This is a genomic window from Pseudomonas sp. Pseusp15, assembly GCF_059492165.1.
Genome location: NZ_CP168523.1, coordinates 4481274 through 4497558, shown reverse-complemented (window position 1 = coordinate 4497558; position 16285 = coordinate 4481274). Strand labels below are relative to the sequence as shown.

Here is a 16285-nt window from a genome sequence, read left to right as displayed (position 1 = left end):
AAGGCGCCCGCTACGTGCGGGTGCCATGCTTTGGCAGCTGACCCAGATGCTCTGGGTTGGCGGCTTGTGGTTGTTGCACATCGGTCTGCTGCCGGTGCTGGGGCAAATAGGCCTGGCGCCGCTGCTGATCGACGAAATTGCAGGTGCGCTGAATACGCTGATGGTGGGATTCGCCACAGCGAGTGTGATTTTTCAGGCTTTGGTGCTGGTACAGGCCGAGGGTCTTGCCAGTCTATGGCGGGATATTCGCGGGCAACTGCTGCTGATGGCGCTGTATGGGTGCGCGATGTATTTCGCAGTACGCTTCGGTTGGCCGCAGGCGCTGCATTGGCAGTTGTTCAGCTATCTTGTCCTGGGGTTTTCCGGGCTGGTGCTGGTGATGCAGCCGGTGCCTGGATGGAGTGTCAGGGTGCGCGAAGCACACCCTTGACCCTTGCCATCACTTGAAGCGATGGACGTTCGACAACTGCTTGTTGACGCTGAAGTTCTTGCGATAAATCAGTGCCATCTTGCCGATGACCTGAACCAGATCGGCTTTGCCGGCCTTGCAGAGTTCTGCAATGGCTGCCAGGCGCGATTCGCGATCGAGGATGTTGAGCTTGATTTTGATCAGCTCGTGATCCGCCAAAGCGCGTTCAAGTTCGGCTAACACACCTTCAGTCAAGCCGTTGTCAGCCACAATCAAAACTGGTTTCAGATGGTGGCCAATGGACTTGTACTGTTTCTTCTGCTCTTGAGTGAGCGGCATAATCTGACCCTTTCGTCTGGATTCTGTAAAATGGCGGCCATTTTACCCGAGGGCTCGTGGATCCGCCCAATTAATCACGACCCTTATCATCGAGGTGCCCAATGGCGCGTTCCAAGACAAGCCTTGGTTGGCTGAAAAGACATGTCAACGATCCCTATGTGAAGCAGGCGCAAAAGGATGGCTACCGCTCGCGTGCGAGTTACAAACTTCTGGAGGTCCAGGAGAAATACAAGCTGATCCGTCCCGGCATGAGTGTTGTCGACCTGGGTGCGGCGCCCGGCGGATGGTCGCAGGTGACTAGTCGTCTGATTGGTGGTCAGGGGCGACTGATCGCCTCGGACATTCTGGAAATGGACAGCATTCCGGACGTGACTTTCATTCAGGGGGACTTCACCGAGGACGAAGTGCTCACGCGGATCCTTGAAGCTGTGGGTAATTCGCAGGTGGACCTTGTGATTTCCGATATGGCCCCCAATATGAGTGGTACGCCTGAAGTGGACATGCCAAAAGCCATGTTTCTTTGCGAGCTGGCGCTTGATTTGGCGGAACGGATACTCAAGCCGGGTGGTAATTTTGTGATCAAGATTTTTCAGGGCGAAGGGTTTGATGTTTACCTGAAGGATGCTCGTCGGAAATTCGACAAGATCCAGATGATCAAGCCAGACTCTTCCCGTGACAGTTCCCGCGAGCAATACATGTTGGCTTGGGGTTACCGCGGGCGTAGTGAGTAAAACGAGGTTTTTTGGCGGGGTGATAGGTTTTTCATATTTCGCCCCGCGTGCATTAGCGAATATTGTGTAGAAAGTGTTTCACAAAGGGTTACAGACGGCGCCTGCCAGAGCCGTAGGTAATGTAGTAAGTTAGGCCGGTGAATATCATGCGAAGCGCGCGCCATTAGCGGAGCTTGCTTCAGAGGGTAGTTAATTGAACGATATGGCAAAGAATCTGATCCTGTGGTTGATCATCGCAGCTGTCCTGGTGACGGTGATGAACAACTTCTCCAGCCCTAACGAGCCGCAGACCCTCAACTATTCCGACTTCATCCAGCAGGTCAAGGATGGCAAGGTCGAGCGCGTAGCGGTTGATGGCTACGTGATTACAGGCAAGCGCAACGATGGCGACAGCTTCAAGACCATCCGTCCGGCAATCCAGGACAACGGTCTGATCGGCGACCTCGTGGATAACCACGTTGTGGTCGAAGGCAAGCAACCTGAGCAGCAAAGTATCTGGACTCAACTCCTGGTCGCAAGCTTCCCGATCCTGGTGATCATCGCCGTCTTCATGTTCTTCATGCGGCAGATGCAGGGCGGTGCCGGTGGCAAGGGTGGGCCGATGAGTTTCGGCAAGAGCAAGGCGCGCCTGCTCTCCGAAGATCAGGTGAAAACCACCCTGGCTGACGTTGCAGGTTGTGACGAAGCCAAGGAAGAAGTCGGCGAGCTGGTCGAGTTCCTGCGTGATCCGGGCAAGTTCCAGCGCCTGGGCGGTCGCATTCCTCGCGGCGTGCTGATGGTTGGTCCTCCGGGTACAGGTAAAACCTTGCTGGCCAAGGCGATTGCCGGCGAAGCCAAAGTACCGTTCTTTACTATTTCCGGTTCCGATTTCGTCGAAATGTTCGTCGGCGTCGGTGCCAGCCGTGTCCGTGACATGTTCGAGCAGGCGAAGAAGCATGCGCCATGCATCATCTTCATCGATGAAATCGACGCCGTCGGTCGCCACCGTGGTGCCGGCATGGGTGGTGGTCACGATGAGCGCGAGCAGACCCTCAACCAGTTGCTGGTAGAGATGGACGGCTTCGAAATGAATGACGGCATCATCGTCATCGCCGCGACCAACCGTCCGGACGTACTGGACCCTGCGTTGCTGCGTCCGGGCCGCTTCGACCGTCAGGTCGTGGTTGGCCTGCCGGACATCCGTGGTCGCGAGCAGATTCTCAAAGTCCACATGCGCAAAGTGCCGATGGGTGACGACGTCGCTCCGGCCGTGATCGCTCGTGGTACTCCTGGTTTCTCCGGTGCCGACCTAGCCAACCTAGTGAACGAGGCTTCGTTGTTTGCGGCTCGTGCCGGCAAGCGCATCGTCGAGATGAAAGAGTTCGAACTGGCCAAAGACAAGATCATGATGGGTGCCGAGCGCAAATCCATGGTCATGTCCGAGAAAGAAAAGCAGAACACTGCTTATCACGAAGCAGGCCACGCTATCGTCGGTCGCGTCGTGCCAGAGCATGACCCGGTCTACAAAGTGTCGATCATTCCGCGCGGTCGCGCACTTGGTGTGACCATGTTCCTGCCGGAAGAAGATCGCTACAGCCTGTCCAAGCGTGCACTGATCAGCCAGATCTGCTCGCTGTACGGCGGTCGTATCGCTGAAGAGATGACCCTGGGCTTCGATGGCGTCACCACCGGTGCGTCCAACGACATCATGCGTGCCAGCCAGATAGCACGAAACATGGTGACCAAGTGGGGGTTGTCGGAAAAACTCGGTCCATTGATGTACGCCGAAGAAGAGGGCGAAGTGTTCCTCGGTCGTGGCGGCGGTGGTCAGCATGCCAGTTTCTCTGGCGAGACGGCCAAGCTGATCGACTCCGAAGTGCGCAGCATCATTGACCAGTGCTACGGCACGGCCAAGCAGATCCTCACGGATAACCGTGACAAGCTTGATGCGATGGCGGATGCCTTGATGAAGTACGAGACGATCGATGCCGATCAGATCGATGACATCATGGCGGGTCGTACGCCTCGCGAACCTCGCGACTGGTCTGGCGGCAACGACACTTCCGGCACACCTCCGGTGGTGCAGGATGGGCGTCCGGAAACACCTATCGGCGGCCCGGCTGCTGACGTTTAAGGTTTGAAATGACTTCTGTTCAGTCCTCGACCCGGTTGTCTTGCGGCAACCGGGTTCTTGATTTGGCCCAGACGCATGTCATGGGCATTCTCAATGTCACTCCCGATTCCTTTTCCGATGGCGGCCGATACAGCCAGCTGGACGCGGCCCTGCGCCACGCCGAGGCGATGGTGGTGGCCGGTGCGACGCTGATCGACGTCGGTGGTGAATCGACCCGGCCCGGTGCCAGGGCCGTTTCGCCGCTTGAAGAGCTAGAGCGCGTAGCGCCTATCGTTGAGCGCATCAGTCGCGAACTGGATGTGATTATCTCGGTCGATACCTCCACGCCTGCCGTCATGCGTGAAACCGCAAGGCTGGGGGCGGGGTTGATCAATGACGTACGCTCGTTGCGTCGAGATGGTGCTCTGGATGCAGCGGCGGCCACCGGTTTGCCGGTGTGCCTGATGCATATGCTCGGCGAGCCGGGCGACATGCAGGACAACCCTCAGTACCAGGATGTTACGAAAGAGGTCGGCGAGTTTCTTGCCGAGCGCATGGTTCAGTGTGCCTCGGTAGGTATCCCTGCTGAGCGGATCATTCTTGATCCGGGCTTCGGCTTCGCGAAAACCCTGCAGCACAATCTAAGTTTGTTTAAGCATATGGAGGCCCTGCATGCTTTGGGGCGGCCTCTGTTGGTCGGTGTTTCGCGAAAGAGCATGATCGGCCAGGCCTTGAATCGACCTGTGGGAGAGCGTCTGCATGGTGGTCTGGCACTTGCGGCGCTGGCTTCGGTCAAAGGTGCGCGTATATTGCGCGTCCATGATGTAGCGGAAACGGTCGACGTGGTGCGGATGATTGCCGCCGTAGAATCAGCTGAATAAGAAAGATGGAGTACTTATGAGTAAGAAATACTTTGGCACCGACGGCATTCGTGGTCGGGTCGGTCAATACCCTATCACTCCTGATTTCATGCTCAAGCTTGGCTGGGCGGCAGGCATGGCATTTCGCAGCATGGGCGCCTGCAAGGTGCTCGTGGGCAAGGACACCCGTATCTCCGGTTACATGTTCGAGTCGGCGCTTGAGGCTGGGCTGACCTCGGCCGGTGCTGATGTGATGCTGTTGGGGCCAATGCCGACTCCGGCCATCGCCTATTTGACGCGGACCTTTCACGCCGAAGCCGGCATCGTGATCAGCGCTTCGCATAACCCTCATGACGACAACGGTATCAAGTTTTTCTCTGGTAAGGGCACCAAGCTCCCGGATGAAGTCGAGCTGATGATCGAAGAGCTGCTAGACACCCCGATGACTGTGGTTGAGTCGAGCGAGATCGGCAAAGTGTCGCGAATCAACGATGCCTCGGGCCGTTATATCGAATTCTGCAAGAGTAGCGTTCCTACCGGCACCAGTTTTGCCGGCCTGAAAATCGTGCTCGATTGTGCTCACGGCGCGACTTATAAAGTGGCGCCTAGCGTGTTCCGTGAGTTGGGGGCTGATGTCGTTGTGCTTTCTGCCCATCCTAACGGCCTGAACATCAATGATAATTGCGGTTCGACCCATATGGCGCCGCTGCAAGCCGCCGTACTGGCCGAGCGCGCCGATTTGGGTATTGCCTTCGACGGTGACGGTGATCGGGTACAGATGGTTGATCACACCGGTGCTGTCGTCGATGGTGACGAGCTGCTGTTCATCATCGCTCGCGATCTGCAAGAACGTGGCAAGTTGCAGGGCGGTGTGGTCGGTACGCTGATGAGTAATCTGGGGCTGGAGTTGGCCCTGGCGGATCTGGCGATTCCTTTTGTGCGGGCCAACGTTGGTGACCGTTACGTCATCTCCGAGTTGCTGGAGCGCGATTGGCTGGTGGGCGGTGAAAACTCGGGGCACATTGTCTGCTTCAGTCACACCACTACCGGGGATGCGATCATTGCTGCGTTGCAGGTCTTGATGGCGCTGAAACGGCGCGCAGAAGGCCTGGCTCAGTCGCGTCAGGCGTTGCGCAAGTGCCCTCAGGTGTTGATCAATGTGCGGTTTGGCGGTGGTGTGAGCCCGCTCGAGCATCCGACCGTCAAGGAGGCCAGTGATCGTGTAACTCAAGCGATGGCGGGCCGCGGGCGCGTGTTGTTGCGCAAGTCCGGGACGGAGCCGCTGGTGCGTGTCATGGTCGAAGGCGAGGACGAAACGCAGGTTCGCGATTACGCCGAAGAGCTGGCAAAACTGGTAACTGAAGTTTCTGCCTGATTTCGGCTTGCCAGCCATGATTGTGTTGGGTAACATCTGCGCCCACTTTGACCGACGAGGTACAGCATGCGTCGCCCTATGGTAGCTGGTAACTGGAAGATGCACGGTACCCGCGCCAGCGTCGCTGAGCTGATCGACGGCCTTCGTCATCTGGCCTTGCCGAGCGGTGTTGATGTCGCGGTGTTCCCGCCTTGCTTGTATATCAATCAAGTGATTGATGGTTTGCAAGGGAAGTCGATTTCGGTCGGCGCGCAGAACTCTGCGATTGAATCCGGGCAGGGTGCGTTGACAGGTGAAATTTCACCGAGTCAGTTGGTGGATGCAGGTTGTTCCCTGGTGCTTGTCGGGCACTCTGAGCGCCGCCAGATAATGGGCGAGCTCGACGGGACGCTGAATCGCAAATTTGCGGCAGCACAGGCATGTGGCTTGATTCCGGTGTTGTGTGTAGGGGAAACCCTCGAGCAGCGCGAAGCTGGAAAAACTCTTGAGGTTGTCGGGCGTCAGCTGGGCAGCATCATCGAGGAGCTGGGTGTTGGTGCTTTTGCAAAGGCAGTAATCGCTTACGAGCCGGTCTGGGCCATTGGTACCGGGCTGACTGCTTCGCCGCAACAGGCGCAGGATGTGCATGCAGCCATTCGCGCCCAGTTGGCGGCAGAGAATTCTGAAGTCGCACAAGGTGTGCGGCTTCTATACGGCGGCAGCGTGAAGGCGGCCAATGCGGCCGAACTGTTCGGCATGCCGGATATCGATGGGGGGCTCATTGGTGGGGCTTCCCTGAATGCAGATGAGTTCGGTGCGATTTGTCGCGCCGCGGGAAACTGAAAAAATGCTGGAAACAGTCGTAGTCGTTTTTCATCTGCTGGGTGCGTTGGGCGTAGTTGCTCTGGTATTGCTGCAGCAGGGTAAAGGTGCGGACGCTGGTGCATCTTTCGGAGCAGGTGCTTCAAATACTGTGTTCGGAAGCCAAGGTACCTCTACCTTTCTTAGTAAGTTTACTGCTATACTTGCCGCCGGTTTCTTCATGACCAGCTTGGGGTTAGGTTACTTTGCTAAAGAGAAAGCTCACCAGCTGACTCAAGTAGGTTTGCCAAACCCAGCAGTGTTGGAAGTTCCAAAGCAAAAACCGGCTTCTGATGATGTCCCGGTGCTTCAAGAGCAAAAGTCGGCTACTCCAGCGACTGACGTGCCTCCAGCTCAAGAGCAGAAGTAAGAAGAGTTTCAAACGTAGTATTGCCGAGGTGGTGGAATTGGTAGACACGCAACCTTGAGGTGGTTGTGCCCATAGGGTGTAGGGGTTCGAGTCCCCTTCTCGGTACCAATTATCAGGAGAGCCCGCTGTTGCGGGCTTTCTTGTAGGTGGAAGGTTACATTGACCCTGTCAGGGATCGGTCGTATACTTCCGCCCCAGCTTTGTCGCGGGGTGGAGCAGTCTGGTAGCTCGTCGGGCTCATAACCCGAAGGTCGTCGGTTCAAATCCGGCCCCCGCAACCAGTTTAAGGAGCCCCTTTTCAGGGGCTTTTTGTTAGCTGGACACTTTCAGCGCCGCTATTCGGCGGCGTTTCAAGGATGGGCGTTTCGCCCATTTTTTTATTTTGCATAGCATGCACATACATGCACGAGGGGGTTCAGGTGTCGAGCAAGCTAGAAGAGTTGCAGGCCTTGCTGGCCCCGGTGGTCGTGGCCCTAGGCTATGAATGCTGGGGTATTGAGTTTTCGGCTCAAGGTCGCCACTCAATGTTGCGCGTTTATATCGATAAAGAAGGCGGCGTGCTGGTGGACGATTGTGCCATCGTCAGTCGCCAGATCAGCGGTGTGCTGGATGTTGAAGATCCAATCTCCGTTGAATACACCCTTGAAGTTTCCTCGCCTGGCATGGAACGCCCACTGTTCACTCTTGAGCAGTTTGCAAAATTTGCCGGTGAACAAGTGAAGATCAAGCTGCGCTCGCCTTTTGAAGGTCGACGCAACTTTCAGGGCCTTCTGCGCGGTGTAGAAGAGCAGGACGTCGTGGTGCAGGTTGAAGACCATGAGTTCCTGTTGCCGATCGATATGATCGACAAGGCCAACATTATTCCCAGTTTTGACTGAGACGCGGATCCCGCGGATCCAATGGCTTGCGAAAGGCGAGGCGTACGATGAGCAAAGAAGTACTGCTGGTTGTTGAGTCGGTATCCAATGAAAAGGGCGTACCGGCAAACGTAATTTTTGAAGCGCTGGAGCTGGCTCTGGCCACTGCTACCAAAAAACGTTTCGAGGACGAAGTCGATCTGCGTGTGGAAATCAATCGCCACACCGGTGCTTATGAGACATTCCGTCGCTGGACGGTCGTCGAAGAAGCAGACCTGGACGATCCGGCTATCGAAACCTGGCCAAGCAAGGTTGCGCAAACGCATCCTGGCGCCAAGGTCGGTGACGTTGTCGAAGAAAAAATCGAATCCATCGAGTTCGGCCGCATTGCTGCACAGACTGCCAAGCAAGTCATCGTGCAGAAAGTTCGCGAAGCCGAGCGTGCTCAAGTCGTTGATGCCTATCGCGAGCGTCTGGGGGAAATCATCTCCGGCACCGTGAAGAAAGTCACCCGCGACAACGTGATCGTCGACCTGGGCAATAACGCAGAAGCGTTGCTGGCCCGTGAAGACATCATCTCTCGCGAAACCTTCCGGGTTGGCGTGCGTCTGCGTGCGCTGCTCAAGGAAATCCGCACCGAGAACCGCGGCCCGCAGCTGATCCTGTCGCGTACCGCGCCGGAAATGCTGATCGAGTTGTTCCGCATCGAAGTGCCGGAAATCGCTGAAGGCCTGATCGAAGTAATGGCTGCATCCCGTGACCCGGGTTCGCGTGCCAAGATCGCGGTCCGCTCCAAAGACAAACGCATCGATCCGCAAGGCGCTTGCATCGGTATGCGCGGTTCGCGCGTCCAGGCAGTGTCCGGCGAGTTGGGCGGTGAGCGTGTGGACATCGTCCTGTGGGACGATAACCCTGCTCAGTTCGTGATCAATGCAATGTCGCCGGCTGAAGTGGCGGCAATTATCGTTGACGAAGATGCCCATGCAATGGACATCGCCGTTGGCGCAGACAATCTGGCTCAGGCCATCGGTCGCGGTGGTCAGAACGTGCGTCTGGCTAGCCAGTTGACTGGCTGGACCCTGAACGTGATGACCGAATCGGACATCCAGGCTAAGCAACAAGCAGAAACCGGCGACATCCTGCGCAACTTCATCGACGAGCTGGAAGTCGACGAAGATCTGGCACAGGTGCTGGTAGATGAAGGTTTCACCAGCCTGGAAGAGATTGCCTACGTACCGTTGGAAGAAATGCTCAACATCGACGGCTTTGACGAAGAAACCGTCAACGAGCTTCGCGCTCGCGCCAAGGATCGTTTGTTGACCAAAGCCATCGCTACTGAGGAAAAGCTGGCAGACGCCCATCCGGCCGAAGACCTGCTCTCGCTTGAGGGCATGGACAAGGATTTGGCGATGGAACTGGCGGTGCGCGGCGTAATTACCCGCGAAGACCTGGCCGAGCAGTCTATTGACGACCTGCTCGACATCGACGGCATTGACGATGATCGTGCCGGCAAGTTGATCATGGCCGCCCGAGCCCACTGGTTCGAGTAATTAGGCGCGGCCTGAGGAGAGAAGTGCATGACGCAAGTCACGGTGAAACAACTGGCCGATGAGGTCAAAACACCGGTAGAGCGCCTGTTGCAGCAGATGCGTGAGGCAGGTCTGCCGCACACCGCCGCCGAAGAACATGTGACTGACAGTGAGAAGCAATCTTTGCTGACTCACTTGAAAAGCAGCCACAAGGCGAAAGTGGAAGAACCACGCAAGATCACGCTGCAGCGTAAAACCACCAGCACCCTGCGTGTTGCTGGCAGCAAAAGCATCAGCGTTGAAGTACGCAAGAAGAAAGTCTTCGTGCAGCGCAGCCCGGAAGAAATCGAAGCCGAGCGCAAGCGCGAACTGGAAGAACGTCGCGCAGTAGAAAATGCTGCACGTCAGAAGGCTGAAGAAGAAGCCAAGCGTCGCGCCGAAGAAGAAGCGCGTCGCCAGCCTGCTGCTGCGCAAACCGCTCCTGTCGAAGCTGTCGCAGCGCCTGTAGCAGTTGCCGAACCTGTGCGTGAAAGCGCCCCGGTCGTGGCCGCCGCACCTGCAGCCGACACTCGCAAACGCGACGAACAGCGTCGTCCGGACAAACCACGTGCCGACGATAGCAATCGTCGTGGCAGTGGCGATGGTGAGCGCAAAAACGCTCCGCATCGTGCTTCGGTCAAGGAAAAAGCGCCTGCTCCACGCGTTGCCCCACGTACTACCGACGAAGAAAGCGATGGCTTCCGTCGTGGTGGTCGCGGCAAGGCCAAGCTGAAGAAACGCAACGCCCACGGTTTCCAGAGCCCAACCGGCCCTGTTGTGCGCGAAGTGAAGATCGGCGAGACCATCACTGTTGGCGATCTTGCCCAGCAGATGTCGGTCAAGGCTGCTGAAATCATCAAGTTCATGTTCAAACTGGGTACCCCAGCGACCATCAACCAGGTACTGGATCAGGAAACTGCCCAACTGGTTGCCGAAGAGCTGGGCCACAAAGTGACCCTGGTCAGCGACACTGCCCTGGAAGATTCCCTGGCCGAGTCCCTGAAGTTTGAAGGTGAGACGTTCTCCCGTGCACCGGTTGTGACCGTAATGGGTCACGTTGACCACGGTAAGACCTCGCTGCTCGACTACATCCGTCGTGCCAAGGTAGCTGCTGGCGAAGCCGGTGGTATCACCCAGCACATCGGTGCGTACCACGTTGAAACCGAACGCGGCATGGTCACCTTCCTCGACACCCCTGGTCACGCCGCGTTTACCGCCATGCGTGCCCGTGGTGCCAAGGCGACCGACATCGTGATCCTGGTGGTTGCAGCGGACGACGGCGTAATGCCGCAGACCGTTGAAGCTGTTCAGCACGCTCAGGCGGCTGGCGTACCTCTGGTTGTCGCAGTGAACAAAATCGACAAGCCGGGCGCCGATCTTGATCGCATCCGTAGCGAATTGTCGGTTCACGGCGTGACTTCGGAAGAGTGGGGCGGCGACACCCCGTTCGTTTCGGTTTCGGCGAAAGTCGGTACCGGCGTGGACGAGTTGCTCGAAGCTGTTCTGCTGCAAGCTGAAGTTCTGGAACTGAAAGCAACCCCATCGGCCCCTGGTCGTGGTGTTGTGGTTGAATCGCGTCTCGACAAAGGTCGTGGCCCGGTTGCAACCGTTCTGGTTCAAGACGGTACCCTGCGCCAGGGCGACATGGTGCTGGTCGGTTCGAACTATGGCCGCGTTCGCGCCATGCTCGACGAGAACGGCAAGCCAATCAAGGAAGCCGGTCCTTCCATCCCTGTCGAGATCCTCGGCCTGGACGGTACTCCGGACGCTGGCGACGAGATGAGCGTAGTTGCTGACGAGAAGAAAGCCCGTGAAGTGGCTCTGTTCCGTCAAGGCAAGTTCCGCGAAGTCAAACTGGCCCGTGCTCACGCCGGCAAGCTTGAAAACATCTTCGAGAACATGGGTCAGGAAGAGAAGAAGACGCTCAACATCGTCCTCAAATCCGACGTCCGTGGTTCGCTGGAAGCGTTGAACGGTGCCTTGAATGGCCTGGGTAACGACGAAGTGCAAGTGCGTGTGGTCGGTGGCGGTGTCGGTGGTATCACCGAATCCGACGCCAACCTGGCACTGGCCTCCAACGCTGTACTGTTCGGCTTCAACGTGCGTGCCGATGCCGGCGCTCGCAAGATCGTCGAGCAGGAAGGTCTGGATATGCGTTACTACAACGTGATCTACGACATCATCGAAGACGTCAAGAAAGCCCTTACCGGTATGCTGGGCAGCGATGTTCGCGAGAACATCCTGGGTACCGCTGAAGTGCGTGACGTGTTCCGTTCGCCGAAGTTTGGCGCGATCGCCGGTTGCATGGTTATCGAAGGTGTTGTTCACCGTAACCGTCCAATCCGTGTACTGCGTGAAGACATCGTTATCTTCGAAGGCGAGCTGGAATCCCTGCGCCGCTTCAAGGATGACGCTTCCGAAGTACGTGCCGGCATGGAATGCGGTATCGGCGTGAAGAGCTACAACGACGTCAAAGTCGGTGACAAGATCGAAGTCTTCGAGAAGGTTCAGGTTGCTCGCAGCCTCTAACTCGCGCACTTCAAGAGCCGTGATGGCCAGCCGCATGCAATTGCGCGGCGCATCAGTCGGACTCTAAACGCAACGCCCGGTCTGGCTTTTGTCAGGCCGGGCGTTTGCCGCTTTCAGACCCTTCGGGTTTCACCGTGGGGCAGTAACAGGTAACAAGACATGGCAAAAGAATATAGCCGTACCCAACGTATCGGCGATCAGATGCAGCGTGAGCTGGCACAGCTGATCCGTCGTGAAGTCAAAGACCCGCGCGTCGGGCTGGTCACTATTACCGCTGTTGAAGTCAGCCGTGACGTCGGTCACGCCAAGATCTTCATCACCGTGATGGGGCAGGACAGCCGCGACGACATCGCGCAAAGCATCAAGGTGCTCAACTCCGCCGCCGGTTTCCTGCGCATGCAGTTGGCTCGCGAGATGAAATTGCGCAGCGTTCCACAGTTGCACTTCCATTACGACGAAAGTGTCGTGCGTGGTGCGCACCTGTCGGCCCTGATCGAACGCGCGGTGGCTGAAGACAGTCAGCACCCGGTTGCGGCTGAACCCGAAGACGCCAAGGAGTAATCGGTGGCTCAGGTCAAACGTATCCGTCGTAACGTCAGCGGTATCATCCTGCTCGACAAGCCGTTGGGGTTCACTTCCAACGCGGCGTTGCAGAAGGTCCGCTGGTTGCTCAATGCCGAGAAGGCCGGGCACACCGGCAGTCTCGATCCGCTGGCCACTGGCGTGTTGCCGTTGTGCTTCGGCGAGGCCACCAAGTTCTCGCAATACCTGCTCGATTCCGACAAAGGTTATGAAACCCTGGCGCAACTGGGCAAGACCACCACCACGGCGGATGCCGAAGGTGAGGTTTTGCTGGAACGTCCGGTGACCGTTGGTCGTGCCGATATCGAAGCTGTGTTGCCGAAATTTCGTGGGCAAATCAGTCAGATACCGCCGATGTACTCGGCACTCAAGCGCGATGGGCAGCCGCTGTACAAGCTGGCCCGTGCAGGTGAAGTAGTGGAGCGCGAACCGCGTTCTGTTACTATTGCGCGCTTGGAATTACTGGCCTTTGAGGGTGATACTGCGCGGCTTGCGGTGGATTGCAGCAAAGGCACCTATATCCGTACCCTGGTGGAGGATATCGGTGAGCAACTCGGTTGTGGCGCTTACGTGGCTGAATTGCGACGTACCCAGGCCGGGCCTTTCACACTTGCACAGACCGTCACTCTGGAAGAGCTGGAAGCGGTACATGCCGAAGGCGGCAACGAAGCGGTCGACCGCTTCCTGATGCCATCGGACAGCGGCCTGCTGGATTGGCCACTGTTGCAGTTCTCGGAAGCGAGCGCGTTCTACTGGCTCAACGGCCAGCCGGTACGTGCCCCGGATGCACCGAAATTTGGCATGGTACGGGTACAGGATCACAATGGTCGCTTCATCGGTATCGGTGAAGTGAGCGAAGACGGGCGCATCGCGCCACGTCGACTGATTCGGTCAGAATGACCGAACGAGGGTGGCTGTTAACAGGCACGGTCACTACTCATTTTTAGATACAGGGATTTGTCCCTGGCCTGTTGAAACTGTTTTTCTGAAACAGTTTCCTGATAAAAGGATTGCCTCATGGCTCTCGACGTTCAAGAAAAAGCTCAAATCGTAGCTGACTACCAGCAAGCTGTTGGTGACACTGGTTCGCCAGAGGTGCAAGTTGCACTGCTGACCGCCAACATCAACAAACTGCAAGGTCACTTCAAGGCCAACGGTAAAGATCACCACTCCCGTCGTGGTCTGATCCGCATGGTTAACCAGCGTCGTAAGCTGCTGGACTACCTGAAAGGCAAGGACGTGAGCCGTTACAGCGCTCTGATCGCTCGCCTGGGTCTGCGTCGCTAATAAGCGATTGCGCTAGAGGTTGGTTGTTTGCTGTGTGCCAGCGGGTTTCCCGCAGGTACATGGCAGGCTCCCAGCCTCAAGTTTTATCTGGACAATAGTTTTACCCTGGACAATGACAGTCGGGCCGATTCCCGGCGTTGCCCACGAATTTCGCAAGAAACCAGTTCCCCCAAGAGCCACAAAGAAGGTAGGACACCGTGAACCCGGTAATCAAAAAATTCCAGTTCGGTCAGTCGACCGTTACCCTCGAGACTGGCCGTATCGCCCGTCAGGCCTCCGGCGCAGTATTGGTCACCGTTGACGACGACGTCAGCGTATTGGTGACCGTAGTCGGTGCCAAACAAGCTGATCCAGGCAAGGGCTTCTTCCCTCTGTCTGTTCACTACCAGGAAAAGACTTACGCCGCCGGTAAGATCCCTGGCGGTTTCTTCAAGCGTGAAGGCCGTCCTTCCGAGAAAGAAACCCTGACTTCCCGACTGATCGACCGTCCGATCCGTCCGCTGTTCCCTGAAGGTTTCATGAACGAAGTGCAGGTTGTCTGCACCGTCGTTTCCACCAGCAAGAAGACCGATCCGGACATCGCAGCGATGATCGGTACCTCGGCTGCGCTGGCTATCTCCGGCATTCCTTTCGATGGCCCGATCGGCGCTGCCCGCGTTGCATTCCACGAAAGCACCGGTTACCTGCTGAACCCGACTTACGAACAACTGAAAGCTTCGAGCCTGGACATGGTCGTTGCCGGTACTTCGGAAGCCGTGTTGATGGTTGAATCGGAAGCCAAAGAGCTGACCGAAGACCAGATGCTGGGCGCAGTACTGTTTGCTCACGACGAGTTCCAGGTGGTGATCAACGCCGTTAAAGAACTGGCCGCTGAAGCTGCCAAGCCGACCTGGGCCTGGGCTCCTCAGCCAGAAGCCACTGCTCTGCTGGGTGCTATCCGTGCCGAGTTCGGCGAAGCGATCTCCCAGGCTTACACCATCACCATCAAGGCCGACCGTTACGCTCGCCTGGGCGAACTGAAAGACCAAGTGGTTGCCAAGCTGTCCGGTGAAGAAGGCCAGCCTTCCGCTGCTGACGTCAAAGCTGCTTTCGGCGAAATCGAATACCGCACCGTTCGCGAAAACATCGTTAACGGCAAGCCACGTATCGACGGCCGCGACACCCGCACCGTACGTCCGCTGAACATCGAAGTGGGTGTTCTGCCGAAGACCCACGGTTCGGCACTGTTCACCCGTGGCGAAACCCAGGCTCTGGTCGTCGCGACACTGGGCACCGCCCGTGACGCACAGCTGCTGGACACCCTGGAAGGCGAGAAAAAAGACCCGTTCATGCTGCACTACAACTTCCCTCCGTTCTCGGTGGGCGAGTGTGGTCGCATGGGTGGCGCTGGTCGTCGTGAAATCGGTCACGGCCGTCTGGCTCGTCGTTCGGTTCAGGCCATGCTGCCTGCTGCCGACGTGTTCCCGTACACCATCCGTGTCGTGTCGGAAATCACCGAGTCCAACGGTTCGAGCTCCATGGCTTCGGTCTGCGGCGCTTCCCTGGCTCTGATGGACGCTGGTGTACCGATGAAGGCACCGGTTGCCGGTATCGCCATGGGTCTGGTTAAAGAAGGCGAGAAATTCGCCGTCCTGACTGACATCCTGGGTGACGAAGACCACCTGGGCGACATGGACTTCAAAGTAGCCGGTACCGCCAAAGGTGTTACCGCGCTGCAGATGGACATCAAGATCAAGGGCATCACCGAAGAAATCATGGAAATCGCTCTGGGCCAAGCCCTGGAAGCGCGCCTGAACATCCTCGGTCAGATGAACCAGATCATTGGCCAGTCGCGTACCGAACTGTCGGAAAACGCTCCGACCATGATCGCGATGAAAATCGACACCGACAAAATCCGTGATGTCATCGGTAAAGGCGGCGCGACCATTCGTGCGATCTGTGAAGAGACCAAGGCTTCGATCGACATCGAAGACGACGGCTCGATCAAGATCTTCGGCGAAACCAAGGAAGCGGCTGAAGCTGCACGCCAGCGCGTTCTGGGCATCACCGCTGAAGCTGAAATCGGCAAGATCTACGTCGGTAAGGTTGAGCGCATCGTCGACTTCGGCGCATTCGTCAACATCCTGCCGGGCAAGGACGGTCTGGTTCACATCTCGATGCTGAGCGATGCTCGTGTAGAGAAAGTGACCGACATCCTGAAAGAAGGCCAGGAAGTGGAAGTTCTGGTACTGGACGTGGACAACCGCGGCCGTATCAAGCTGTCCATCAAAGACGTAGCAGCGGCCAAGGCTTCGGGTGTTTAATTACCCCCGCGCCTGACCGTTGAACAGCAAAACGCCCCGACTGGTTCGGGGCGTTTTGCTGTGTGCAGGAAAAAGCTGAGCGTGGAATTTGGTGTGGCGAGGGAGCTTGCTCCCTCGCCACAAGTTGCCGGACCTCGAGACCG

The 16285-nt window shown here is 57.2% G+C and carries 15 protein-coding genes and 2 tRNA genes; 16 read left to right on the top strand and 1 reads right to left on the bottom strand.

Going from position 1 to position 16285, the window contains the following annotated elements; translation table 11 throughout:
• The first annotated feature begins 25 nt into the window (after nucleotides 1-25).
• A complete protein-coding gene (locus ACEN8R_RS20395; protein ID WP_007933533.1) occupies nucleotides 26-430 on the top strand; it encodes a hypothetical protein in 405 nt (134 codons plus the stop codon).
• A 9-nt stretch (nucleotides 431-439) separates the two neighbouring features.
• Here the strand turns inward: ACEN8R_RS20395 and ACEN8R_RS20390 are convergent, their stop codons facing one another.
• Complete coding sequence (locus tag ACEN8R_RS20390; protein WP_007900503.1) at nucleotides 440-748, bottom strand: YhbY family RNA-binding protein; 309 nt, start codon at nucleotides 746-748, stop codon at nucleotides 440-442.
• 101 nt (nucleotides 749-849) lie between these two features.
• Between ACEN8R_RS20390 and rlmE the strand changes: the two genes are divergently transcribed.
• From rlmE to pnp, 15 genes are all read left to right on the top strand, one after another.
• Nucleotides 850-1479, top strand: a complete 630-nt coding sequence (gene rlmE / locus ACEN8R_RS20385; protein ID WP_007933535.1) for a 23S rRNA (uridine(2552)-2'-O)-methyltransferase RlmE — start codon at nucleotides 850-852, stop codon at nucleotides 1477-1479.
• A 202-nt stretch (nucleotides 1480-1681) separates the two neighbouring features.
• On the top strand, nucleotides 1682-3592 hold the full coding sequence (gene ftsH / locus ACEN8R_RS20380; protein ID WP_018929483.1) for an ATP-dependent zinc metalloprotease FtsH: 1911 nt from the start codon (nucleotides 1682-1684) through the stop codon (nucleotides 3590-3592).
• 8 nt (nucleotides 3593-3600) lie between these two features.
• Nucleotides 3601-4452: a dihydropteroate synthase gene (folP, locus tag ACEN8R_RS20375; protein ID WP_026286672.1), complete on the top strand. Its 852-nt coding sequence runs from the start codon at nucleotides 3601-3603 to the stop codon at nucleotides 4450-4452.
• Between the two features lie 16 nt (nucleotides 4453-4468).
• Entirely contained in the window at nucleotides 4469-5806 is a 1338-nt protein-coding gene (glmM, locus tag ACEN8R_RS20370; RefSeq protein WP_495624295.1) for a phosphoglucosamine mutase, read from the top strand.
• Nucleotides 5807-5872: 66 nt separating this feature from the next.
• A complete protein-coding gene (tpiA, locus tag ACEN8R_RS20365) occupies nucleotides 5873-6628 on the top strand; it encodes a triose-phosphate isomerase (RefSeq protein WP_007933541.1) in 756 nt (251 codons plus the stop codon).
• A 4-nt stretch (nucleotides 6629-6632) separates the two neighbouring features.
• Nucleotides 6633-7016 carry a preprotein translocase subunit SecG gene (secG, locus tag ACEN8R_RS20360; RefSeq protein WP_018929487.1) on the top strand — a complete coding sequence of 128 codons (384 nt, stop codon included), beginning with the start codon at nucleotides 6633-6635 and terminating at the stop codon, nucleotides 7014-7016.
• Nucleotides 7017-7038: 22 nt separating this feature from the next.
• A tRNA-Leu gene (locus ACEN8R_RS20355) sits at nucleotides 7039-7124 on the top strand.
• A gap of 96 nt (nucleotides 7125-7220) precedes the next feature.
• Nucleotides 7221-7297: transfer RNA gene (locus tag ACEN8R_RS20350), tRNA-Met, on the top strand.
• 138 nt (nucleotides 7298-7435) lie between these two features.
• Nucleotides 7436-7894, top strand: coding sequence for a ribosome maturation factor RimP (gene rimP / locus ACEN8R_RS20345; RefSeq protein ID WP_007973115.1), 459 nt, complete (start codon nucleotides 7436-7438; stop codon nucleotides 7892-7894).
• Between the two features lie 47 nt (nucleotides 7895-7941).
• Nucleotides 7942-9423 carry a transcription termination factor NusA gene (nusA, locus tag ACEN8R_RS20340; protein ID WP_007933547.1) on the top strand — a complete coding sequence of 494 codons (1482 nt, stop codon included), beginning with the start codon at nucleotides 7942-7944 and terminating at the stop codon, nucleotides 9421-9423.
• A gap of 27 nt (nucleotides 9424-9450) precedes the next feature.
• On the top strand, nucleotides 9451-11970 hold the full coding sequence (gene infB, locus ACEN8R_RS20335) for a translation initiation factor IF-2 (protein WP_019582451.1): 2520 nt from the start codon (nucleotides 9451-9453) through the stop codon (nucleotides 11968-11970).
• 159 nt (nucleotides 11971-12129) lie between these two features.
• On the top strand, nucleotides 12130-12531 hold the full coding sequence (gene rbfA / locus ACEN8R_RS20330) for a 30S ribosome-binding factor RbfA (RefSeq protein WP_028939914.1): 402 nt from the start codon (nucleotides 12130-12132) through the stop codon (nucleotides 12529-12531).
• A 3-nt stretch (nucleotides 12532-12534) separates the two neighbouring features.
• Entirely contained in the window at nucleotides 12535-13452 is a 918-nt protein-coding gene (truB, locus tag ACEN8R_RS20325) for a tRNA pseudouridine(55) synthase TruB (protein ID WP_007933551.1), read from the top strand.
• Nucleotides 13453-13569: 117 nt separating this feature from the next.
• On the top strand, nucleotides 13570-13839 hold the full coding sequence (gene rpsO, locus ACEN8R_RS20320; RefSeq protein WP_011332409.1) for a 30S ribosomal protein S15: 270 nt from the start codon (nucleotides 13570-13572) through the stop codon (nucleotides 13837-13839).
• A gap of 197 nt (nucleotides 13840-14036) precedes the next feature.
• Nucleotides 14037-16142 carry a polyribonucleotide nucleotidyltransferase gene (pnp, locus tag ACEN8R_RS20315; RefSeq protein ID WP_018929489.1) on the top strand — a complete coding sequence of 702 codons (2106 nt, stop codon included), beginning with the start codon at nucleotides 14037-14039 and terminating at the stop codon, nucleotides 16140-16142.
• The last annotated feature ends 143 nt before the right edge of the window (nucleotides 16143-16285 follow it).